Here is a 21,327-nt window from a genome sequence, read left to right as displayed (position 1 = left end):
GCTGGCCCGGCGGCTCGGGCTGGGGCTGCTGGCCTTCGCCCAGGCCGCGGCGGCGCGGCAGGCGGTGATGGCGGGGAACATCCCCTGCGCCATGCTGGCGGCGCCCGAGGCGATCGGCGCACTGCGCGACGGCCAGCTGCAGGCGCTGGGCCTGGCCGGGGAGCGGCGCAGCCCGCTGCTGCCGGAGGTGCCGACCCTGGCGGAGCAGGGCATTCCGCTGGCGCTGGTGGCGCGGCGGGGCTTCGCCGCGCCGGCGGGGGTGCCCCCTGCCCTGCTGGAGCCGCTGCTGCGTGCCCTGCAGGCCGCCGTCACCGACCCGGAATTCGCCGCCCAGTCGGAGGCAAGGGGCTACGTGCCGGCCTTCCTCGGCCAGGCCGCCTGGGCGCCGCCGCTGCGCCGCCTGGCCAGCGAGCTGTCGCGGCGCTGGGCCACCGACCCCTGGGTTGCACGACAGGATTGAGGCCTAACCGGCGCGCTTCAGCCGCCCGGCCCAGTGCCGCCGCCGGCCCCGCCGGGCGGTCAAACTCCCGTATAGTCTCAAATTATAGCCGATCTTTTGTAGATGAGGCATGTTCTGGGGGTCGGCGCATCTCCATACTGGAGATGGATCGAGCGGAAAGATTTCTTATTCATGTTTATGCAGCCGCAAGTTGCGGACCGCGTCGCCGCCGGGCTCCGCCCGCCGTGCTGACCATGGCCGGACACGGGGTGCGGCGGCACCTCGCCCGGCCGCCGCTGCCCGCCGGCCTGCTGGACGGCGCGGCGCCCGCGCCGGTGCTGCCGCCCGCGGCCGACCCGGTGCTGCGCGACGCCGCGGCGCTGGCGGCCGGCCTCTGCAACGGCGAGGTCTCGGTGCACTACCAGCCGGTGGTGCGGCTGGCCGACCGCCGCCCGGTGATGGTGGAGGCGCTGGCGCGCTGGCACCGGCCCACGGTGCCGGTGCCGCCCGACCGCTTCGTGCCCCTGGCGGAAAGCGCCGGGCTGACCCGCGCCCTCTCGGTGCTGGTGGCCTCCCGCGCCGTGCGGGAGGTGGCGCCGCTATGGCAGGCGCTGCGGCTGAAGGTCTCGGTCAACCTGCCGCTCGGGCAGCTGCTGGCGCCGGACCTGCCGGCCTGGCTGCACCGGACCATGCGGCTGGGCGGGCTGCGGCGGGGGCAGCTGTCGCTGGAGCTGACCGAGACGACCACGGTGCACGACCGCTCCGCCCTGCACCGCGCCCTGCTGCGGCTGCGGGCCGGCGGCTACCGGGTGCTGCTCGACGACATCATCCTGCACGACGACCGCGACTGGCTGCTCGGCCTGCCCTTCGGCGCCTTCAAGCTGGACCGCTCCCTGGTGGAACGGCTGCCGACGGATGGCCAGGCCCGGCGCGAGGTGCGGCGCCTGGTGCGGCTGGCCGATGCCGCCGGGCGGCAGGTGATCGCCGAGGGGGTCTCGGACCGCCGCCTCTGGTCGACCGTCCGCAGCCTCGGCGTGCATCACGCCCAGGGCTACATGATCGGCCGGCCGATCCCGGCGCAGGCGCTGCCCGGCTGGAGCAGCGGCTGGCGCGGCGGCCGCCTGTCCTGAACCCCAACCGGCCCGCGGCGCCGGGCCTCAGCCCAGCAGGCGGCGGGCCAGGGCGGTGCGCAGCCCCGGCTGCTTGAGCCGCGTGCTGAGCGGCTGGAGCTGGCGCAGCGTGGCCAGGGCCTCGGCCAGATGGCCTTCGGCGCGGCTGCGGTGACGCTCCGACTCGGCCAGGGACTGCGCCGCCGCGGCGGCTTCCTGCCGCAGGCGGGCGGCCTCCGCCCGGGCGGCCTCCAGCGCCGCGCCGGCCTCGGCATCGCCCCCCCGGGCCCCGTCCAGGGCGGCGGCAGCCTCGGTCGCATCCGCCCGCACCGCCTCCAGCGCCTGCTGCGCCTGCTGCCAGCGGGCGGCGGCGGCCGGGTCCTCGCGCGGCGCGGCGGCCGGCGGCGTCGCCTCGCGGCCAGCCTCCAGCAGCGCCGCCAGCAGGGCCTCGGCCTCCTTGGCCAGCGGGCGGGGCACCCAGCCGGCGACCCGGACGCGGCCGAGCGCCTTCTGCTCGGCGGCGATGCGCTGGGCCTCGAGCTTCGCCTCCTCGGGCGACAGCTTGGCGGCCTTCGGTGCGGTCTGCTCGCTCATGCCCACTCCTGTCGCGGTGCGGCGGCGCGCCCCGGCCGGGCGGCGCCGCGATGTCGGACGGCCGATGGCGGGGCACCCGCCGGTGCGGCGCGGCGCCTGCCGTCGGCATGGCCCCGGTCTAGAGCAAACCGCCGGTGGGTGGAACCACCTGGCGGAGACAGGCTGCCTGCCAGATCAACCAGCCCGTCCGGCGGGGCGGTGCGCCGGGTCAGCCATAGGCGCGGCGGTAGAGGTCGATGATCGCCGCCTCGTCCGGCACCCGCGGGTTGTTGGCCGGGCTGCCGGAGGCGAGCGCCTGCTGCGCCATCAGCGGCAGCAGCCCCTCCCAGCGGTTGCCGCCGATGCCGTAGTCCTTCGGCGTCGGCACGCCGAGCTCGCGGTTCAGCGCCCGCAGCTCCTCCAGCAGCCGGGTGCCGGCGGCGGCGTCGCTGTCCTCCCGGGTGGCGACGCCCATGGCGCGCGCCGCCTCGGCATAGCGCGGCAGCGCCTCGGTGAGCCCGTATTCGGTGACTACCGGCAGCAGCATGGCGTTCGAGAGCCCGTGCGGGACGTGGAAATGCGCGCCGATCGGCCGGCTCATGCCGTGCACCAGGGCGACCGAGGAGTTGGAGAAGGCGAGGCCGGCCTGCATGGCGCCGAGCATCATCGCCTCGCGCGAGGCGGCATTCTTCGGCTGGTGATAGGCCGGGCGGAGGTGGCGGCCGATGAGCTGCAGGGCCGACAGCGCCAGGCTGTCGGCATGCGGGTTGGCCCGCTTCGAGACATAGGCTTCGAGCGCATGGGTCAGGCTGTCGATGCCGGTATCGGCCGTCGTGCGCTGGGGCACGCTGAAGGTCAGCTCGTAGTCGACGATGGCGGCCAGCGGCAGGGCGCCGAGGCCGGCGATCAGCATCTTCTCGTCGGTCTCGGTATCGGTGACGATGGTGAAGCGCGTCGCCTCCGAGCCGGTGCCGGCGGTCGTCGGGATGCAGAGGATCGGCACCAGCCCGTGGTCGGCCTGCGCGGGGACCTTGAAGCTGCGCATCTTCGCGCCGGGGGGCGCGGCGGCGAGGATCGCCATGGCCTTGGCGGTGTCCATCGGGCTGCCGCCGCCGAAGCCGATCAGGCAGTCGTGGTCGCCGGATATCAGCACCGCGGCGCCGGCCTCGATGACGGTATCGGTCGGGTCGGGCACCGTCTCGCTGAAGACCGCGAAGGCGATGCCGGCGGCGCGCAGCGGCGCCAGCAGGGCGCGGTCGATGGTGCCGGAGGAGACCATCCAGGGGTCGGTGACGACCAGGGGACGGGACAGGCCGAGGAGGCGGAGCACCTCGGGGGCCTCGGCGACGGCGCCGCCGCCGATGCGCATCAGGCGCGGCGAGACGATGGTGGCGGTCATTGGGCAGGATCCTCCCCTGGGGGTTTGGGGCGGACAATAGGTGGGGCGGGGCGGCGAAGGAAGGTTGGGGGATGACCCCATGCCCCAGGGGACCGGCGCCTCCCGCCGTGCCCGCCTTCAGCCCGCGGGCTGCAGCCCCGCATCGGCCTGGCGGTCGAGATGGGCGGCGAGCGCGGGGTCCAGCTTCAGCCGATGCGCCAGGGCGCCCAGCCAGGCGCGCTCGGCGGCCTGGTCCGGATCCATCGACATGCGGGCGGCGAGATAGAGCTCGGCGGCCTGCTCGGGGGTCTGCGCCGCGGCCGCGATGGCGGAGACGGGCATGTCCTGGTCCAGGGCCTCGAAGACGAAGGCCTGGGCCTCGGCGTCCAGGCCGAGGGTCTCGACCCGTTCGAAGATGCGCTTGCGCTCCTCGGGGTCGAGGTGGCCATCGGCCTTGGCGGCGCCGACCATGGCGCGGATCAGCGCGAGCTCGAAGGGCTGGCCATCGGCGGCCGGGACGGCGGCGGGCAGGAAGCGCTGGTCCAGCGTCTCGGTCTCGGCCTGGGTGGCCACCGGGGCGCTGGCCGGGGACTGGCCCTGCTGCCAGTTCTGGTAGGCCCGGTGCGCCAGGGCGCCGAGCGCCGCCGCCCCGCCGTAGCCGAGCATCCCGCCGGCCATCTTCCTGACGCCCTTGCCGCCGAGGACCATGCCGAGGATGCCGCCCGTCGCGGCGCCGCCGGCGAAGCTGCCGCCATGGATATTGTTCAGGGCGGACCTGGCCTGATCCATGAAGCCGGCCGCTGCGCCGGGCCTGCCCTGGCCCTGGCCGGGAGCCTGACCCTGGGCCTGACCTTGGACTTGGCCCTGGGCCTGGCCGAGGAAGCTGTCGAAGAGCGCTTTCGCATTGATCATGCCGCCCAGGTCGGAACCGCGGCCGAGCATGTCAAGCTGGTGGTGAAATTTCATCCATGTTCGCACCCTGGCAGGAGCCGCCTTCGGCCGCCGTCCCACCATGTCGCGCGGATACGGCCGAGGCGTTGATCCGCCTGCCCCGGGCAGAGGCTCAAGCCGGCCGGCCGGCGCGTTCCGACAGCCTCAGGCTGCGGCGGATCGGCGCTGGATGCCGGCAGGGGGTCCGCGCTCGACCCCGATGGCGCGGGCGGCATGCGGCCCTGTCCTGGGACGCAACCGCATGCGCCTTCGCCCATGCCGGCTGGCAATGGGGCAAAGGGCGGTCAGGCGGGCAGGGGCGGCGACCGGGACATCGGAGCGGAGCGCGCATTCCATGATGATGTCGCCCGTCCCGGGAAGCGCGCCGACGGACCGGAAGCCGACCTTGCGGTAGAGCGCGATGGCACCCTCATTCTCGGGCACCACGATCAGGCGGATGCGGCGGCAGGCCGGCACGGCGGCAAGGCCCGCCATGACCCGTGCCAGGATGGTCCGGCCGAGGCCAAGCCCCTGTTGGGAGCGTGCCAGGATGAACCAGCCCAGCCACCAGCAGGTGGCATCCCGGCGATCCGGGTGAATGACGTAGAAGCCGATCAGGCGACCTTCGGCATGAATGCCGATCAGTGCATGGGAGGGACCGGTGCGGACCGCGTCGAGGATATCCGCGAGGGGGCCGAGATAGTCTTCGACCTGGGCGGTATCCAGGCCGATCGTGTCGAGAATACCCAGTTGATCGTTGCCGATCGGGCGATAGCTGAGGGCCTTTTGCGGCCTTGGGGAAGGCATGTGATCCCATTGAGATTGTGCACACGGAGGCCGGAGCCGCTGGTCCGGAGGTGCCGAATGCAATCAGGCACCAAGGATTTCGCCAGGCTCGCCGCCGCCATGGTTACATCAGATGTCATGGCCATGAGGAAAGGCAAATCGGCCAAGCATGCCATGGATTATGACAGATGGGATATTTCTTGGGGGTGGCTCCCGTTCTGGGAAAGTTTCCCATCCGATCAGGCGGGGCAGGAAATCGGCTGCACGAGACTGGCATTAAAAATATTTTTTCTTAAAGTTGCCTTGCCTCTTCATGGCCTGGCTGTCGTCCAGGCGGCGCGGAGCCCGGCGCCCCACCCTTCAGCCCGCCTCCCTTGCCGCGAACAGGGCCAGCCGCCGCGCCGCCACCGGCGTCAGCCCGCCGCTGAAGTCGTGCTCCGGCGGCGGCAGTTCCGCCGCGAAATGGCAGGCGCTGTGATGCCCCGGCCCGATCTGCACGTCGGGCGGCTCGACCTCGCGGCAGATCGCCTGGGCCAGCGGGCAGCGGGTGTGGAAGCGGCAGCCGGGCGGCGGGTTCAGCGGGCTCGGCACGTCGCCGCCGAGCGGCGTCACCTTGCCGCGGCGGCGCGGATCGGGGTGCGGGATCGCCGCCAGCAGCGCCCGGGTATAGGGGTGGCGCGGATTGGCAAACAGGCTGCGGCGGTCGGCCACCTCCATGATGCGGCCGAGGTACATCACCGCCACCCGGTCCGCCATGTGCTTCACCACCGCCAGGTCATGCGCGATGAAGAGGTAGGCCAGGCCGAAGCGCGATTGCAGGTCCTTCAGCAGGTTCACCACCTGCGCCTGGATCGAGACGTCGAGCGCCGAGACCGGCTCGTCGCAGACGATGAGGTCGGGCTGCACCGCCAGCGCCCGGGCGATGCCGATGCGCTGGCGCTGGCCGCCGCTGAACTCATGCGGGAAGCGCTCGGCCTGCCAGGGGGCGAGGCCGACCAGCCCGAGCAATTCATGCACGCGGGCGGTGCGGCTGGCGGCATCGCCGATGCCGTGCACGACCAGCGGCTCGGCGATGGCCTCCCCGACCGAGAGGCGTGGGTTCAGGCTGGCGAAGGGGTCCTGGAAGATGATCTGGGCCTGGCGGCGCATTCGCCGCAGCTCGGGCGCGGAGAGGCCGGTGATGTCGGCGCCGTTGATGCGGACGGTGCCGGCGGAGGGCTCGATCAGGCGGAGGACGAGCCGGGCGGTGGTGGATTTGCCGCAGCCGGATTCGCCGACCAGGGCCAGGGTCTCGCCGCGGTTGAGGGTGAAGGAGACGCCATCGACGGCGCGGACGGTGCCGACCTGCCTGGCCAGGATCATGCCCTGCTTGACCGGCCAGTGCTTGGCCAGGCCCTGCACCTCGAGCAGCGGCGCGGTCATGCCGCGAGCTCCACCGGCGCGCGGAGGCAGGCGACGTGGTGGCCGGGGCTGATCTCCCGCAGCGGCGGCGGCGCGGCCTCGCAGGCGGCGACGGCGAAGGGGCAGCGCGGGGCGAAGCGGCAGCCGGGCGGCAGGGCGAAGGGCGGCGGGACGGTGCCCTCGATCGCCAGCAGCCGGGGGCGGTCCTCGTCGAGCCGGGGGACGGAGCCGAGCAGGCCGAGCGTGTAGGGGTGCTGCGGGTCCTCGAAGAGGTCGCGGGCGGCGGCGCGTTCGACCACCCGGCCGGCATACATGACAGCGACCTCGTCGGCCATCTCGGCGACCACGCCGAGGTCGTGGGTGATGAGGATGATGGACATGCCCGTCTCGGCCTGGAGGTCGCGCAGCAAATCCAGGATCTGGGCCTGCACGGTGACGTCGAGGGCGGTGGTGGGCTCGTCGGCGATCAGCAGCTTCGGCGCGCATGCCAGCGCCATGGCGATCATGACGCGCTGGCGCATGCCGCCCGAGAGCTGGTGCGGGTATTCGTCGAAGCGGCGTTCCGGCGCGGGGATGCGGACGCGGGCCAGGGCGGCGATGGCGCGGGCGCGGAGGTCGGTCGCGCCGGGGTCGTGGGCGCGCATGGCCTCGGTGATCTGGGCGCCGATCGGGTGGACCGGGTTCAGCGAGGTCATCGGTTCCTGGAAGATCATCGCCACCTCGCCGCCGCGGATGTGGCGCATGGCCGCCGGCGGCAGGGTGAGCAGATCCTGCCCCTCCAGCAGCACCTGGCCGGCGGCGACGCGGCCGGGGCGCGGCACCAGGCCCATGACCGAGAGCGAGAGCACCGACTTGCCGCAGCCGCTCTCACCGACGATGCCGAGGGTGCGGCCGCGCGGGACGGAGAGGTCCACGCCATCGACCGCGGCGAAATCGCCATTGGGCGTGCGGAAGCTGGTCCGCAGCCCCTTGACCGCCAGCAGGGGCGCCCCGGTCACTTCCAGAGGAAGCTCGGCGGCGAGATCTGGTCGGCGGAGCGATGCGCCCAGTCGCGCTTCGGCACCTGATCGGCGATTCGCTGCTGCGATTCATGCAGGTGCTCGGCGGCGGCGCGGTAGTCCATGGTCAGCACCTCGCCATCCTGCACCACCTTGCGGCCATCGACATAGACCGACCGCAGCGCGCGGTCACCGGCGGCGTAGATGAGCGAGCGGATGGGGTCGCGGGCCGGGCGCATCATCGGGTGGGTGATGTCGACCAGCACGAAATCGGCGCGGCAGCCGGTGGCGAGCCGGCCGATATCCTCGCGGCCCAGCGCCCGGGCGCCGCCGACCGTCGCCGCCTCGAACAATTCGGTGGTGGTCAGGCTGCGCGGGTCGGTCGCCTGGGTGCGGGCGAGGTAGGCGGCGAGGCGCATCTCATCCAGCATGTTGTGCGGGTAGGTGTCGGTGCCGATGCCCATGTTGACGCCCGAGCGCTTGTAGCGGCCGAGGTGCTTCAGGGTGATGCCGCGCCGGGCGAAGACGGTCGGGCAATGGGCGACGGTGGTGCCGGTCTCCGACAAAATCTCCAGGTCGCGGCGGGTGTGCCAGGGCGTGCTCGGGTGATCGTCGAGGAAGATGCCGTGGCCGATGATGGCGCGGTCGTCGAGCAGCCCCTGCTCGTGCAGCCAGCCGATCGGGGTGAAGCCGTGGCGGCGGGTGATCTCGTGGAATTCGGTGACCGACTGCGCGGCGTGGATCTGCCAGGAGATGCCGCGCCGGCGGGCCTCCTCGCGGCTGTCCTTCAGGAGCTCCGGCGTGCAGGTGTCGATCTGGCTGGGGACGGCCATGCCGAAGAGGCGGCCGCTCTCGTGCTGCTCGGCGCGCTCGACCAGGGTGAAGGCCTCGGCCATCGCCTTCTCGCCGGCGGCGGCATCCCATTCGTACTCGACCACATGGCCGTTCTTGGTGAACCAGCGGGCGGAGCGGAACATCGGCGCGATGCAGACGCGCATGCCACTTTCGGCCAGCAGGTCCAGCCAGCCGGGATGCGCCATGGAAAGGTCAGCGACGGTGGTGACGCCGGAGAGCAGCAGCTCGGACAGCGCGACCTTGACGCAGCTATGCACCGCGCCCGGGTCGGGGCGGAAGATCGGCAGGTATTCGTAGAGCGAGGAATTGTAGAGGCCCGGCGTGCCGACCTCGTCGGTGAAGCCCTTGTTCATGGGCTCCGACGAGGGGTGGGAGTGGATGTTCACCAGCCCCGGCATGACCATCATGCCGGTGCCGCTGATGGTCTCATCCGCCGGGCCGGCGTAATCGCGGCCGACAAACAGGATGCGGCCCTCCTCGAAGGCGAGGTCGCCGTTCGGCATGTAGACGTGCTGATGCGTGGCGTCGTCCCAGGCGAGGAGGACATCGGCGTTGCGGATGACGGTGATGGGCATATTCGGGGTCCTTATCGCGTCAGCCGGATGTCGAGGCCCTTGTAGAGCGCGACACCGTAGATGCCATGGGCGCGGATGCCCTCGGCCCGCATGGAGGAGGCGACCCAGATCTGTTCCCGGGCGATGGGAAACCAGACATTGGCCGCGGAGACGATGCGCTGCGCCTCGGCGATGGCGGCCAGCCGCACGGCGGGGTCGAGCGCGACCTTGGCCTGGTCGAGGGCGCGGTCTGTCTCGGGGCTCGTCCAGTTCATGCGGTTGGGCGTCGGCTTGTTGCGGCTGTCGAAATAGAGCGCCATGCCGTCGGTGGCGGTGACATAGGGGTAGGACATGATGAAGGCGTCGAATTCCTGCGTCGCCAGCCGGCCCCAGCCGACGGTCGCGTCCCAGACCTGGATCTTCATCTCGATGCCGACGCGGCGCAGGTCGGCCTGCATCGCCTCCAGCACCTGGCGGCCCTGCTGGGTGTTGAGGGCATAGACCAGGAAGCTGGCCCGCAGCCCGTCCTTGGCGCGGACATTGTCGCTGCCCATGGTCCAGCCGGCGTCATCGAGCGTGCGGCGGGCGGCCTCGGGATCGAAGCTCGGGACCAGCTTGGCGGCCTCGGCGTCGTAGCCGGCGGTGTTGGGGTTCATGTAGCCATCGGCCGGCGTCGCATTGCCGAACCAGACGGCCTGGACGATGGCGGCGCGGTTGACCGCCTGGTTGATGGCGCGGCGAACGGCGGGGTCGTTCACCACCGGCTTGTCGACCTTGAAGCCGACGAAATGATCCCAGAAATAATTCTCCTGCGTCGACATGCGCACATTCGGCATGCGGCGGAGCTGGCTGATGGCGATGGGCGGGATGTACTGCGTCGCATCCGCCTGTCCCGTCTGCAGCGCGGCGAGGCGCGTCTGGCTTTCCGGCACCACGCGCCAGATGACGCGGTCCACCTGCGGCGCCGGGTTCTGGTACAGCGGCGGGCCCCAGGTGTAGCGGGGGTGCTTCGTCAGGATCAGCTCCTGGCGCGGGGTCCAGCTCGTCCAGCAATAGGGACCGGTGCCGTTGAAGCCCTGCACGCCGAAATTCGCGCCGAGCTTCTCGACCGTCGCCTGGTCGACGATGGAGGCGAAGAAGAGGCTGAGCTGATACAGCAGCTCGCCGTAAGGCTCGGTGAGCTCGTATTCCACCGTGTAGTCGTCGATTGCGCGGATTTCCTTCACAGGGCCGGCGCGCCAGCGGACCGGGCTGCGCGTCGCCGGGTCGAGCCAGCGGTTGATGGTGTAGACCACGTCGCGGGCGGTGAAGGGCTTGCCATCGCAGAAGGTGACGTCGCGCTTCAGGTGGAAGGTATAGGTCTTGCCATCGGGGCTGACCTCCCAGCGCTCGGCGAGGCCGGCGCGGACGGTCTTCATGTCCCAGTCGAGCGAGACCAGCGTGTCGCTCATCATATACAGGCTCTCGCCGGCGGAGCGGGCGGTGGAGCGGGGCGGGTCGTAATTGTCGGCGTCGATCTCGCGCAGGATGACGAGGGTATTGCGCGGCGCGGGCTGGGCGAGCGCGGTGCCGGCGGACAGGGCGAGCAATGCGGCGGCGATTGTTGTTTTCATCGTCGTCTCCTGTGGCTAGGGGGACTTTGTCCCCCTAGGACCCCCTACCAAAGGCCGAAGGGCCTTTGGAAACCATGAGTTAAAGCCTTGTCTTACTTATAGAAATAGATGAGGGGCTTGGGGAGAATACCTTCTCCCCAACCTTGCCTTAAAACCGCAGGCGTGGATCCAAAGCATCCCGCAAGGCATCGCCCAGCAGGTTGAAAGCCAAGACGATGGCGAAGATGCCGATGCAGGGCAGCACCGCGATATGCGGCGCGAAGAACAGGAAATTCCGCCCCTCGCTGGCCATGGCGCCGAGTTCCGCGGTCGGCGGCTGGGCGCCGAGGCCGAGGAAGGACAGCGCCGATCCCAGCAGGATCACCTGGCCGAAGCGCAAGGTGGTGAAGACGAAGATGGCGGAGAGGCAGTTCGGCGCGAGGTGCCGCCAGATGAGGCGGGCGTCGGTCATGCCGATGGCCCGCGCCGCTTCGATGTAGTCGAGCCGCATGGTGACCAGGGCGCTGCCGCGGGTGATGCGAGCCATCAGCGGGATGGTGGCGATGGAGAGCGCGAGGACCACGCTGAAGATGCCGGGGCCGAAGATGGCGGCGATGGCGAGGCCGACCAGGATGGCGGGGAAGGACAGCATCATGTCCATCAGCCGCATGATCGGCCCGTCCAGCCAGCGCTGGTAGAAGGCGGCGAGGAAGCCGAGCAGCGCGCCGACCAGCCCGCCGGCAGCCGTCGCGAAGAAGCCCATCAGCAGCGAGGCGCGCAGGCCAAACAGCAGGCGGGTGATGAGGTCCCTCCCCTGCGCATCGGCGCCGAGCGGCAGGCCGGGCGAGCCGGGCGGCTGCATCGAGAGCGCGAGGTTGTTGTCGAGCGGGTCGGTCGGCGAAATCCAGGGTGCCAGCAGCGCGGCGCCGATCAGCAGCAGCACGAAGACCAGCGCGCCAGCGGCGGTCGGGTCGCGCAGCAGGCGGCGGAGCAGGCCGGGGCGCTTGGGCGTAATGGCGTTCATGCCGCGCGCATCCGCGGGTCGAGCGCGGCATAGAGCACGTCGACCGCGAGGTTGATGAGGATGAAGCCGGAGGAGAGCACTATGATGGTTCCCTGGGCCATCGGCAGGTCCGACGACAGGATGGCGCCGACCGCGAGCCGCCCGACCCCGGGCCAGGAAAAGACGGTCTCGGTGACCACGGCGCCGCCGAGCAGGAAGCCGATCTGCAACCCGATGAGGGTGACGATCGGGATCATGGCGTTCCGCAGCGCATGCGCCGTCACCACGCGGCGCTCGGTCAGGCCCTTGGCGCGGGCGGTGCGGACGTGGTCGGCCGAGAGCACGTCGAGCACCGCGGTGCGGGTCATCCGCGCCACCGGGCCGATGAAGACGCCGCCGAGGGTGAGCGCGGGGAGGATGATCGCCTGGATGCCCTCCCAGGTATAAAGCGGCCCGCCGCGCCCGGTGAAGGGCAGCAGCTGCCACTGGAAGCCGACGAACCAGATCAGCAGCAGGCCGAGGAAGAAGACCGGGACCGAGCCGCCGGCGACGCTGATGCCGAGGATGATGCGGTCGATGATCGTGGCGCGCCAATAGGCCGCGACGGTGCCGAGCAGGATGCCGAGCGGAATGGCCCAGATCAGGCTGGCCCCCATCAGCTCGAGCGTGGGCCCGACCGTGGCGCCCAGCTCCTGGGTCACCGGCACGTTGTTGATGATGGAGACGCCGAGATCGCCCTGGGCCAGGCGGCCGAGGTAGCGGCCGAACTGGACATACAGCGGCTTGTCGAGGCCGAGGTCGCGGCGGATGGCCTCCACCACCTCGGCGCTGGCGTTCGGCCCGGCGCGGACGGTGGCGGCATCGGTCGGCACCACCTGCATGAGCAGGAAGCCGATCAGCAGCACACCGAGCAGCACCGGGATGGCCAGCAGCAGGCGGTGCAGGGTATGGCGCAGCATCAGGCGTACTCGCCGTGGCGGTCGAAGATCGGGCGACCGTCGCGCAGGGTGAGGTCCGCTTGCGTCGCCAGGATGGCATCGGGTTCGATGGCGAAGACGTCCTGCGAGAGCACGGCGATATCGGCCTGCATGCCGGGCTCGAGCGTGCCGCGGCGCCCCTCGGCGAATTGGGTGAAGGCACCGCACCAGGTCTGGCAATGGATGGCCTGCTCGGGCGTCAGCGCCTCCTTGATGCCGAGCACGGTGCCGCGGTTGGTGCGGCGGGTCAGCATCGTGAGCAGATTGATGAAGGGATCGACGGTCGAGACCGGGCTGTCGGAGGAGGCGGCGGGGTGGTGGCCCTCCTCCAGCCAGGTCCGCATGGGATAGGCGTATTGCGACCGCTCGAGGCCGAGGTTGGCGACGTAGGTATCGCCGAACTCGTACAGGAAGACCGGCTGCGGCACCGGCAGGATTCCCCGCGCCAGCATGCGGCGGCGCTGGTGCCGCGTCACGAAGCCGCAATGCTCGATGCGATGGCGGCGGCCGGTGAAGGGGTGGTCGGGCGTATCGGCGTATTCCATGCCGGCCAGCACCTGCTCGATCGCCGCATCGCCGATGGCGTGGATGTCGAGCTGCCAGCCCTGCTCGTGGTACTGGCGCAGCAGGTTGTGGATGGTCTCGTCGGGGAAGGTGAAGACCCCGCGGGTATCGGCCGGCAGGTAGCGGTCGAAGAAGGCGGCGGTCAGGCCGCCGGCGCTGCCATCGGCGAAGACCTTGACGGCGCCCCAGCGCAGGCTGTCGTCGCCATCCATCGGGCGGAGGCCGGCGGCCCAGGCCTCGGCGGCGATGCCCTCGGGGTTGCCGGCGAGGACCTGCCACATCCGCAGCGGCAGGCGGCCGGTGGATTTCGCGGCCTCGAAGGCGGCGATCTCGGCCATCCCCGCGGTCATGCCCACGTTCATGTCGGTCGCCGAGGCGAAGCCCATCGCGGCGAGATTGGCGCAGGCGCTGGCGATCGCGTCCACCATGCGCGCCTCGCCCGGCTCCGGCATCGCCTGCTTCACCAGGTGCATGGCACGTTCCTGGATCAGGCCGGTGAGCGCGCCGCCGCGGCGCTCGATGACGCCGCCCTCGGGGTCGGGCGTGTTGTGGCCGATGCCGGCGGCGCGCAGCGCGGCGGTATTCGCCACGCCCATGTGGCCGCAGGTGCGGGTGACGAAGACCGGGTTGTCGGGCGCGGCGGCGTCGAGCTCGGCGGCGGTCGGATGGCGGCCGATGTCGAGGGCGCCGTGGTCGTAGCCGCGGCCGAGGATCCAGGCACCCTTCGGCGCGGCCTGCGCCGCGGCGCGAAGGCGCGACAGCGCCGCATCCAGCGAACGGACCTCCTCGGCGCGCAGGTTCACCTGGGTGAGGCCGAGGCCATAGGCCAGCAGGTGCATATGCGCCTCGTTGAAGGCGGGAATCGCGACGCGGCCGCCGAGGGCGATCCGCCGCGTCCCGGCGCCGATCACGTTGGCGACCTGATCGCTGCTGCCGACGGCGAGGATGTGGCCATCCTTCACCGCCACGGCCTCGGCGAACCCACCGGCGAGGCCGCGGAAGACGCGGCCTTCCAGCACGAGGTCAGCGATCAAACCCGACAGTCCGGGCGGCCGTGCGGCGAAGAGGCGGCGTTCATCGGGGCGGCTCCTTTGGCGCCGGATGGTCGCCGCGGGGGCGGGTGGCGTCAACCGCCATTGCGGCGATGCAATCCGGCGGCGACACTGCCGCTGCATAGCCCGAGGGCAGAGGACACCATGGCCGCACCATCCCGCATCAGCCGACTGCTTGCGACCGTCGCCTTGGGCGTCGCACTGGCCGCGCCGGCCAGCGCGCAGACGCTCAAGGTCGTGCTGGTGAACGACCTTGCCAGCCTCGACCCGGTGCAGTCCACCGCCGCCTTCGTCCGCAACCACGGCTTCATGGTCTACGACCAGCTCTTTGCCCTCGATAGCAAGGGCGAAGCGCAGCCGCAGATGGTGGAGCGGTTCGAACGCTCGGCCGACGGCATGTCCTGGCGCTTCACCCTGCGGGAGGGCCTCGCCTTCCACGACGGCGCGCCGGTGCGGGCGGCGGATGCCGTCGCCTCGATCCGGCGCTGGGCGCAGCGGGACGTGGTGGGCCGGGCGCTGGCGGCGGCGACCGGGTCGCTGGAGGTGGTGGACGAGAAGACCTTCACCCTGGTGCTGGCCCGCCCCTTCGCCCTGGTGACAGAGGCCCTGGCGCGGCCGACCGCGAGTGCCCTCTTCGTCATGCCGGAGCGGCTGGCGCAAACGCCGGCGACCACCGCCATCACCGAGGCCACCGGCTCCGGCCCCTTCATCTTCCAGGCCGCGGAATGGCGGGTCGGCGACCGCGCGGTCTACCGCCGCAACCCGGCCTACCGGCCGCGCCCCGAGCCGGCCGATGGGCTCGCCGGCGGCAAGGTGGTGAAAATCGAGCGGCTGGAATGGCTCTCGATGCCCGATCCGGCGACGGCGGCGGCGGCGCTGCAATCCGGCGAGCTGGATTTCCTCGAGGTCCCCTCCCCCGACCTGATCCCGACGCTGGAGCGGAACCGCGCCATCCGCATGTTCACCCTGAACCCGGCCGGCTCGGTGGTCTGGCTGCGGATCAACCACACCCAGCCGCCCTTCGACGATCCCCGCGCGCGGAGGGCGCTGCTGCACCTGATCAACCAGCAGGAAAACCTCGACGCCGCTGGCATCCGCGCCAGCGAGCAGGTGCCCTATTGCCCGGCCTATTTCCTCTGCGGCACGCCGCTCGAGAGCCATGCCGGGGCGGAGGGGCTGCGCACCGTCGACCTCGGCAAGGCCCGCGCGCTGCTGCGGGAGGCGGGCTACGACGGCCGCAAGGTGGTCTTCCTCAATGCGACCGACAGCCCGACCAACAATGCGGTGACCCTGACCATGGGCGCGGCGCTGCAGCGCGGCGGGCTCAACATGGACCTGCCCTCGATGGATTGGGCGACGCTGACCCAGCGGCGCAACCGGCGCGAGTCGCAGGACCAGGGCGGCTGGAACCTGTTCGTGACCATCGCCAACGTGCTGGATGCGCAGAACCCGCTGACCAACCTCTACCTCGCCTCCCCGTGCGAGGGCGGGCTGGCCGGCTGGCCCTGCGACGCCGAGCTGGAGCGGCTGCGCCGCACCTGGTGGGAGGAGCCGGACGTGGCGAAGCGGCGCGAGGTGCTGGAGCAGGTGCATGCCCGGGCCTACCAAGTGTTGCCCTATATCAGTGCGGGGCAATACCGGACGCTGAGCGCGCGGCGGGCGAATATCGAAGGGTTACGGCCGACGACCGTTCCGGTCTTCTGGGGGGTGGAGAAGAAGTAGCCCGAACCGCCGCCCGCCTCCGGCGTTCCCGCTGCGCAACGCAAGGAGATGCCGCAATGAGCGATCGGATCGAGGGTAGCGGCGCCGCCGCGGTGGGTGCCCACAGCAAGGACGCGATGGGCGCGACCCCTGGGCAGAAGGCTCCGGGCATGGCGGGCGGCCCGCCGGGCAATACCGTGCGCCAGGCCGGCCAGGCCATGGACCAGGCCGCCGACAAGGCCGGGGACAATGCGGCGGACGCCGCCAACCGCACCGCGGCCAAGGCCGACGAGGCCTGGGACAAGACCAAGGACGCCGCCGGCAAGGCCACGGACAAGGCGGGCGAGGTCGCCGACCGGACCGCCGCCAAGGCCGACGAGGCCTGGGACCGGACCAAGGAGAAGGCCGGCGAGGCCGCGAACAAGGCCGGAGAGGTCGTCGACCGCGCCGCCGCCAAGGCCGACGAGGCCTGGGACCGGACCAAGGAGAAGGCCGGCGAGGCCGCGAACAAGGCCGGAGAGGTCGTCGACCGCGCCGCCGCCAAGGCCGACGAGGCCTGGGACCGGACCAAGGAGAAGGCCGGCGAGGCCGCGAACAAGGCCGGAGAGGTCGTCGACCGCGCCGCCGCCAAGGCCGACGAGGCCTGGGACCGGACCAAGGACAAGGCCAGCGACCTGGCGGAGAAGACCGCCGACACCGCCGACGAGGCCTGGGACCGGACCAGGGAGAAGGCCGGCGAGGTCGGCGCCTCGGCCAGCCAGATGGCGCGCCAGGCCGGCGACAGCCTGACGCGTGCCGGCAACGAGGCCTACAAGCAGGGCTCCGAGGCGGTGGCGCAGACCGGGGAATACGTCAGCGGCGTGGTGCGCAACGAGCCGCTGCTGGCGCTGCTCGGCGCCGGCGCCGTGGGCTTCATGCTGGGGATGCTGCTCAACCGGCGGTAGGCGGCAGGGGCGGCGGGGCCCTCAGGGGTCCCGCCGCGACCGCAGCATCCCGTCCACCGCCAGCAGGGCGATGGTGAAGAGGATCAGCAGCACCGCGACCGCGGCCATGCTGGGATCCAGGTTCTCGTTGATGCCGTCCCAGATCTTGCGCGGCAGGGTGAAGACCTGCCGGCTGGCGATGAACAGAACCATCACCAATTCATCCCAGGAGTGGATGAAGGCGAAGATCGCGCCCGAGGCGATGCCGGGGAAGATCCGCGGCAGGATCACCCAGCGCAGGGTCTGGCCGAGGCTGGCGCCCATCCCACGCGCCGCCTGCTCCAGCCGCGGATCGAAGGCGGCCAGCGCGGTCGAGACGGTGATGATCACATAGGGGATGCCGGTGACCCCATGCGCCAGTGTCACGCCGAGGAAGCGGTCCAGCAGGTCGAGCCTGCCGAAGTAGCGGTAGAGGCCGATCGCATAGACGATCGAGGGGATGATCAGCGGCAGCAGCATGACGGCGCGCAGCAGTTCCGTGCTCCGCCGGCCGATGCGCCAGCAGCCGATGGCGCAGAGCGTGCCGGCGACGACGGCGATCACCGTCGAGGCGACGGCGATGAGCGCGCTCTGCCCGATCGAGTTCAGCCAGGATTCCGAGCCCAGCAGGTTGGCGTAGTGGCGGAAGCTGATGCCGTGCTCGGGCAGCGAGAGGAAGCGCTGGTCGGTGACCGAGACGGGCAGGACGATGGTGATGGGCAGGATGAGGTAGAGCACCGTCGCCCAGGCGATGATGCGGGCGAGAGGCCCGGCCTTATAGCCACCCATCAGGCGCGCGCCCCGAACATCCGCCGCAGGTCGACGATGCGGGAGAAGATGCCGAGGGTCACCAGGATGGCGACCACCATGACCGTCGCCAGCATAGTCCCGAGCCCCCAGCGGATGATGTCGAGGATCTGCAGCTTGATCCATTCGGCGGCCATCAGCGTCTTGCCGCCGCCGAGGATGGCCGGGGTGATGTAGAAGCCGAGCGAGAAGATGAAGACCAGTACCCCCGCCGCCACCAGCCCCGGTGCCGAGAGCGGCAGGAAGACCCGCAGGAAGGCGGTGCGGCGGGAGGCGCCGAGGCCGCGCGCGGCGGCCAGCAGCCGCGGGTCGATCTCCCGCATCGAGGCCAGGATCGGCAGCACCGCATAGGGCACCATGTAGTGGACCATGCCGATGACGATGCCGAACTCGTTCCAGACCAGCGCCAGCGGCGCCTCGATGATCCCCGCCGCCTGCAGCCCCTGGTTCACCAACCCCTGCCGGCGCAGCAGGGTGACCCAGGCAAAGGCGCGGACGAGGACGCTGATCCAAAGCGGCAGCAGCACACCCAGCAGCCACCAGCGCTGGGCCCGCGGCGTGGCCAGCGTAATGACATAGGCCAGCGCATAGCCCAGCAACAGGGCGATGACGGTGGTGACGAGGCCGATCCGCAAGGTCGTGCCAATCACGCGCTGCACGCCCATGTTGGTCAGCAGCCGTTCGTAGTTGCCGAAGCCCAGCTCCGGCTCGGTGACCGAGATGGTCAGCACCTGGAGGATCGGCGCGATGTAGAAGACCGTCATCAGCAGGAAGGCCGGCAGCAGCAGCAGCCACCAGCCGATGGCGCTACGCTGCATCGTCGAGCACCGGGACGGCGGCATCGGCCGACCAGCCGAGGCGGACCGCGAGGCCCTCGGCCGGGGCGATCGGCGCGCGCCAGGACGGCAGGGTGACGCGGATCTCGCCGAGGTCGGCGGTGCGGACCACCAGCAGGAAGCCGGCGCCGAGGTAGGACCAGGCGGCGATGTGGCCTTCCACCATGTTCTCGGCGGTCTCGCCGGCGGCGAGCAGGGCGATCTTCTCCGGCCGCAGTGAGAGCAGCGCCGGGCTGCCGGCGACCGGGCGCAGCGCGCGCGGCGCCTGCTGCACCAGTGTGGTGGCGCCGGATTGCACCCTCAGCCCGCCCAGGTGGCTTTCCTGCACGAGCCCCTGGAGGAAATTCGACTTGCCGAGGAAGTCGGCGACGAAGCGGGTGCGCGGCTGCTCGTAGAGCGCCTCGGGCGCGCCGAGCTGGATCAGCCTGCCGTGGTTGAGGATGGCGACCTGGTCGGAGAGCGAGAGCGCCTCGTCCTGGTCATGCGTCACGTTCACGAAGGTGCGGCCGACCCGGCGGTGCAGCGCCTTCAGCTCCTCCTGCAGCTCCGCCCGCAGCTTCTTGTCGAGCGCCGAGAGCGGCTCGTCCAGCAGCAGCAGCGCCGGGTCGAAGACCAGGGCGCGGGCCAGCGCCACCCGCTGCTGCTGGCCGCCCGAAAGCTGGGAGGGGCGGCGGTCGGCGAAGCGGTCGAGCTGCACGAGGTCGAGGGCGGCGCGCACCTTCGCGTCGCGGTCGGCGCGCGAGAGGCCGCGGACGCGCAGCGGAAAGGCGACGTTCTCGGCGACCGTCATGTGCGGGAACAACGCATAGCCCTGGAAGACCATGCCGAAGTCGCGCCGCTCCGGCGGCAGCGGGGTGATGTCGCTGCCATCGAGCAGCACCATGCCCGCGCTCGGCGCGACGAAGCCGGCGATGGTCATCAGGATGGTGGTCTTGCCACTGCCCGATGGCCCGAGCAGCGTCAGGAAGGCGCCGCGCTGGACGCTGAGCGAGACGGCATCGACCGCGGTGAATTGGCCGTAGCGTTTCGTCAGGTCGCGCAGTTCCAGCGCGTGGGCGGTGGCGCTCAGCTCCGGTAGTCCGGCTGCTCGCGGTCGAGCTTGCGCTTCAGCGCCTGCCAGGGCAGCCAGCCCTTGGTCGGGCCCATGCTGAACTGGGCGCGGGTGCGCGCGACCGTCTCGGCCGAGGGGATGGCGAGCGGCACGCCGGAGCCCTGCGCCGCGAGCTGGATGCGGCAGGACTGCTCGAGGTACCACATCCAGTAGAAGGCCTCCCGCACCGTGGCGCCGACGGTCAACAGGCCGTGGTTGCGGAGGATCATGCAGGGCCTGTCGCCGAGGTCGGCCACTAGCCGCTCGCGCTCCGAGAGGTTGTCGTCGGCGGCGACGCCCTCGTAGTCGTGCACCGCAACGCGGCCGTCGAATTCCATGCTGATCTGGTTCAGCGGCAGCAGCCCGCCGGCCTGGGCGGCCACCGCCATGCCGGCCAGGGTATGGGTGTGCATCACGCATTGCGCGCTGTCGCGGCCGAGGTGCACGGCGGAGTGGATGACGAAGCCGGCCGGGTTGACCGGCCAGTCGGTCGGCTGCGCCGGCTCGCCCTCGGCATCGACCATGACCAGGGAGGAGGCGGTGATCTCCTCGAACAGCAGCCCGTAGGGATTGACCAGGAAGCGATGCCCCGGACCCGGAACCCGGACCGAGAGATGGGTGAAGACCAGGTCGGTCATGCCGTACAGCGCGATCAGCCGGTAGGCGGCGGCGAGGTCCTCGCGCAGCTCCTGCTCGGTGAAGACATGGTCCGGGTCGGGCCGGCGGGGCGGTGCGGGAAGCGGCATGTCAGTAGCCCTTGGCGTGGTCGAAGAGGTTGGGCAGCGGCTCGCCGCGCTCATGCGCGGCGATGGCGGCGGCGACGGCGGCGGCGCGCTCCATGCGCGACGGCAGGCTGGCGACATGGGCGGTGACGGTGCAGCGCGGATGCGACCACAGCGGATGTCCCGGCGCCAGCGGCTCCGGCTCGAAGACATCGAGCACGGCGCCGCCGAGCTGGCCGTCGTCGAGCGCCGCCAGGATGTCGTCCAGCTTCTGCTGCATCCCCCGCCCGGCGCCGATGTAGCCGGCACCGCGCGGCAGCTTCGCCAGCGTCGCGGCGCTTATGATGTGCCGCGTCTCCGGCGTCGCCGGCAGCAGGCAGATGAGGATATCGGTCCGCGCCAGGAAGGCGTCGAGCTCCGCCGCGCCGGCGAAGCTCTCGACGCCGGGCACCGACTTGCGGCCGCGCGACCAGCCGATGACCGGGAAGCCGATGCCCTGCAGCATGGCCGCCGTCCGCGCCCCCATGTTGCCGAGGCCCATGATGCCGATGGTGCGCTGGCTGGCGCGGTAGGGCGGCTCGAAATCCTCCCAGCGGCCCGCGGCCTGGGCGATGGCCATGCGCCGGGCGTCCTTCAGCAGCGACAGCGCCGCCCAGCAGCAATACTCGCCCATGCGCTCGGTCGCCTCCGGGATGCTCATCCGCACCAGCGGGATGTGCAGCGGATAGGCAGGGTCGGCGACGATGCCGTCGACCCCGGCGCCCGAGCCGAAGACCACCCGCAGCCGCGGCATGGCGGCGAGCCGCCCCGGCTCGGGGTCCCAGACCAGGGCGTAGTCGATCTCCTCCGCCCGCACCTCCGGGTCCGTCCAGGTGCGGACCCGCAGGCCGGGAGAGAGCGAGCCGAAGCAGGCGCGCCATTCGGCGAAGGCTTCCTCGCCGCCGGATTTCACCACCATCAGACGTTGCGACGACATCCGGACCTCATCTTGCCGGCCG

The 21,327-nt window shown here is 71.3% G+C and carries 20 protein-coding genes; 4 read left to right on the top strand and 16 right to left on the bottom strand.

The genetic code is table 11. From position 1 onward, the window contains the following. A partial coding sequence (locus tag QWZ14_RS03105) for a tripartite tricarboxylate transporter substrate-binding protein (RefSeq protein ID WP_290315104.1) occupies window positions 1-460 on the top strand: 460 nt, incomplete at its 5' end. A gap of 233 nt (window positions 461-693) precedes the next feature. Then, complete coding sequence (locus QWZ14_RS03100; RefSeq protein ID WP_290315106.1) at window positions 694-1,569, top strand: EAL domain-containing protein; 876 nt, start codon at window positions 694-696, stop codon at window positions 1,567-1,569. Between the two features lie 27 nt (window positions 1,570-1,596). On the opposite strand, the gene QWZ14_RS03095 is transcribed toward QWZ14_RS03100, so the two are convergent. From QWZ14_RS03095 to QWZ14_RS03045, 11 genes are all read right to left on the bottom strand, one after another. After that, on the bottom strand, window positions 1,597-2,142 hold the full coding sequence (locus tag QWZ14_RS03095) for a hypothetical protein (protein ID WP_290315103.1): 546 nt from the start codon (window positions 2,140-2,142) through the stop codon (window positions 1,597-1,599). Window positions 2,143-2,350: 208 nt separating this feature from the next. Continuing rightward, window positions 2,351-3,520 carry an iron-containing alcohol dehydrogenase gene (locus QWZ14_RS03090; RefSeq protein WP_290315102.1) on the bottom strand — a complete coding sequence of 390 codons (1,170 nt, stop codon included), beginning with the start codon at window positions 3,518-3,520 and terminating at the stop codon, window positions 2,351-2,353. Between the two features lie 117 nt (window positions 3,521-3,637). After that, a complete protein-coding gene (locus QWZ14_RS03085) occupies window positions 3,638-4,465 on the bottom strand; it encodes a tellurite resistance TerB family protein (RefSeq protein WP_290315101.1) in 828 nt (275 codons plus the stop codon). A gap of 129 nt (window positions 4,466-4,594) precedes the next feature. After that, window positions 4,595-5,236 carry a GNAT family N-acetyltransferase gene (locus tag QWZ14_RS03080; RefSeq protein ID WP_290315100.1) on the bottom strand — a complete coding sequence of 214 codons (642 nt, stop codon included), beginning with the start codon at window positions 5,234-5,236 and terminating at the stop codon, window positions 4,595-4,597. Between the two features lie 339 nt (window positions 5,237-5,575). Beyond that, window positions 5,576-6,637 (bottom strand): ABC transporter ATP-binding protein, encoded by a 1,062-nt coding sequence (locus tag QWZ14_RS03075; protein ID WP_290315099.1) that lies wholly within the window; start codon window positions 6,635-6,637, stop codon window positions 5,576-5,578. After that, window positions 6,634-7,614 (bottom strand): ABC transporter ATP-binding protein, encoded by a 981-nt coding sequence (locus QWZ14_RS03070; RefSeq protein ID WP_290315098.1) that lies wholly within the window; start codon window positions 7,612-7,614, stop codon window positions 6,634-6,636. Before QWZ14_RS03070 ends, QWZ14_RS03075 begins: the two co-directional genes overlap by 4 nt. Beyond that, window positions 7,611-9,044, bottom strand: a complete 1,434-nt coding sequence (locus QWZ14_RS03065; protein WP_290315097.1) for an amidohydrolase family protein — start codon at window positions 9,042-9,044, stop codon at window positions 7,611-7,613. Before QWZ14_RS03065 ends, QWZ14_RS03070 begins: the two co-directional genes overlap by 4 nt. 11 nt (window positions 9,045-9,055) lie before the next feature. After that, on the bottom strand, window positions 9,056-10,636 hold the full coding sequence (locus QWZ14_RS03060) for an ABC transporter substrate-binding protein (RefSeq protein ID WP_290315096.1): 1,581 nt from the start codon (window positions 10,634-10,636) through the stop codon (window positions 9,056-9,058). Window positions 10,637-10,784: 148 nt separating this feature from the next. Further along, window positions 10,785-11,639 (bottom strand): ABC transporter permease, encoded by an 855-nt coding sequence (locus QWZ14_RS03055; protein ID WP_290315095.1) that lies wholly within the window; start codon window positions 11,637-11,639, stop codon window positions 10,785-10,787. Further along, window positions 11,636-12,577: an ABC transporter permease gene (locus tag QWZ14_RS03050; RefSeq protein ID WP_290315094.1), complete on the bottom strand. Its 942-nt coding sequence runs from the start codon at window positions 12,575-12,577 to the stop codon at window positions 11,636-11,638. The genes QWZ14_RS03055 and QWZ14_RS03050 overlap by 4 nt, the downstream gene beginning before the upstream one ends. Continuing rightward, window positions 12,577-14,193: an amidohydrolase gene (locus tag QWZ14_RS03045; protein WP_290315093.1), complete on the bottom strand. Its 1,617-nt coding sequence runs from the start codon at window positions 14,191-14,193 to the stop codon at window positions 12,577-12,579. Before QWZ14_RS03045 ends, QWZ14_RS03050 begins: the two co-directional genes overlap by 1 nt. A gap of 162 nt (window positions 14,194-14,355) precedes the next feature. On the opposite strand from QWZ14_RS03045, the gene QWZ14_RS03040 reads away from it, so the two are divergent. Next, the gene (locus QWZ14_RS03040; RefSeq protein WP_290315092.1) at window positions 14,356-15,933 is read left to right on the top strand and encodes an ABC transporter substrate-binding protein; all 1,578 of its coding nucleotides are present in this window, start codon (window positions 14,356-14,358) and stop codon (window positions 15,931-15,933) included. Window positions 15,934-15,989: 56 nt separating this feature from the next. Beyond that, window positions 15,990-16,856 carry a hypothetical protein gene (locus tag QWZ14_RS03035; protein ID WP_290315091.1) on the top strand — a complete coding sequence of 289 codons (867 nt, stop codon included), beginning with the start codon at window positions 15,990-15,992 and terminating at the stop codon, window positions 16,854-16,856. Between the two features lie 21 nt (window positions 16,857-16,877). Here QWZ14_RS03035 and QWZ14_RS03030 read toward each other — a convergent pair whose 3' ends face one another. Genes QWZ14_RS03030 through QWZ14_RS03010 form a run of 5 tightly spaced genes read right to left on the bottom strand, consistent with a single transcriptional unit; the run spans window position 16,878 to window position 21,305 of the window. Beyond that, the gene (locus QWZ14_RS03030) at window positions 16,878-17,663 is read right to left on the bottom strand and encodes an ABC transporter permease (RefSeq protein ID WP_290315090.1); all 786 of its coding nucleotides are present in this window, start codon (window positions 17,661-17,663) and stop codon (window positions 16,878-16,880) included. Beyond that, window positions 17,663-18,499 (bottom strand): ABC transporter permease, encoded by an 837-nt coding sequence (locus tag QWZ14_RS03025; RefSeq protein ID WP_290315088.1) that lies wholly within the window; start codon window positions 18,497-18,499, stop codon window positions 17,663-17,665. Before QWZ14_RS03025 ends, QWZ14_RS03030 begins: the two co-directional genes overlap by 1 nt. Then, window positions 18,489-19,586, bottom strand: coding sequence for an ABC transporter ATP-binding protein (locus tag QWZ14_RS03020; RefSeq protein ID WP_290315105.1), 1,098 nt, complete (start codon window positions 19,584-19,586; stop codon window positions 18,489-18,491). The genes QWZ14_RS03025 and QWZ14_RS03020 overlap by 11 nt, the downstream gene beginning before the upstream one ends. Continuing rightward, window positions 19,583-20,353, bottom strand: a complete 771-nt coding sequence (locus QWZ14_RS03015; protein ID WP_290315087.1) for a class II aldolase/adducin family protein — start codon at window positions 20,351-20,353, stop codon at window positions 19,583-19,585. The genes QWZ14_RS03020 and QWZ14_RS03015 overlap by 4 nt, the downstream gene beginning before the upstream one ends. Before the next feature lies 1 nt (window position 20,354). Next, window positions 20,355-21,305 carry a 2-hydroxyacid dehydrogenase gene (locus QWZ14_RS03010; RefSeq protein ID WP_290315086.1) on the bottom strand — a complete coding sequence of 317 codons (951 nt, stop codon included), beginning with the start codon at window positions 21,303-21,305 and terminating at the stop codon, window positions 20,355-20,357. Window positions 21,306-21,327 lie beyond the last annotated feature (22 nt).

Origin of the sequence: Paeniroseomonas aquatica (assembly GCF_030409335.1) — a bacterium.
Classification (GTDB): Bacteria; Pseudomonadota; Alphaproteobacteria; order Acetobacterales; family Acetobacteraceae; genus Belnapia; species Belnapia aquatica.
Note: the sequence above shows the minus strand (reverse complement) of the source record. Positions and strands in the feature narration are given on the sequence as shown.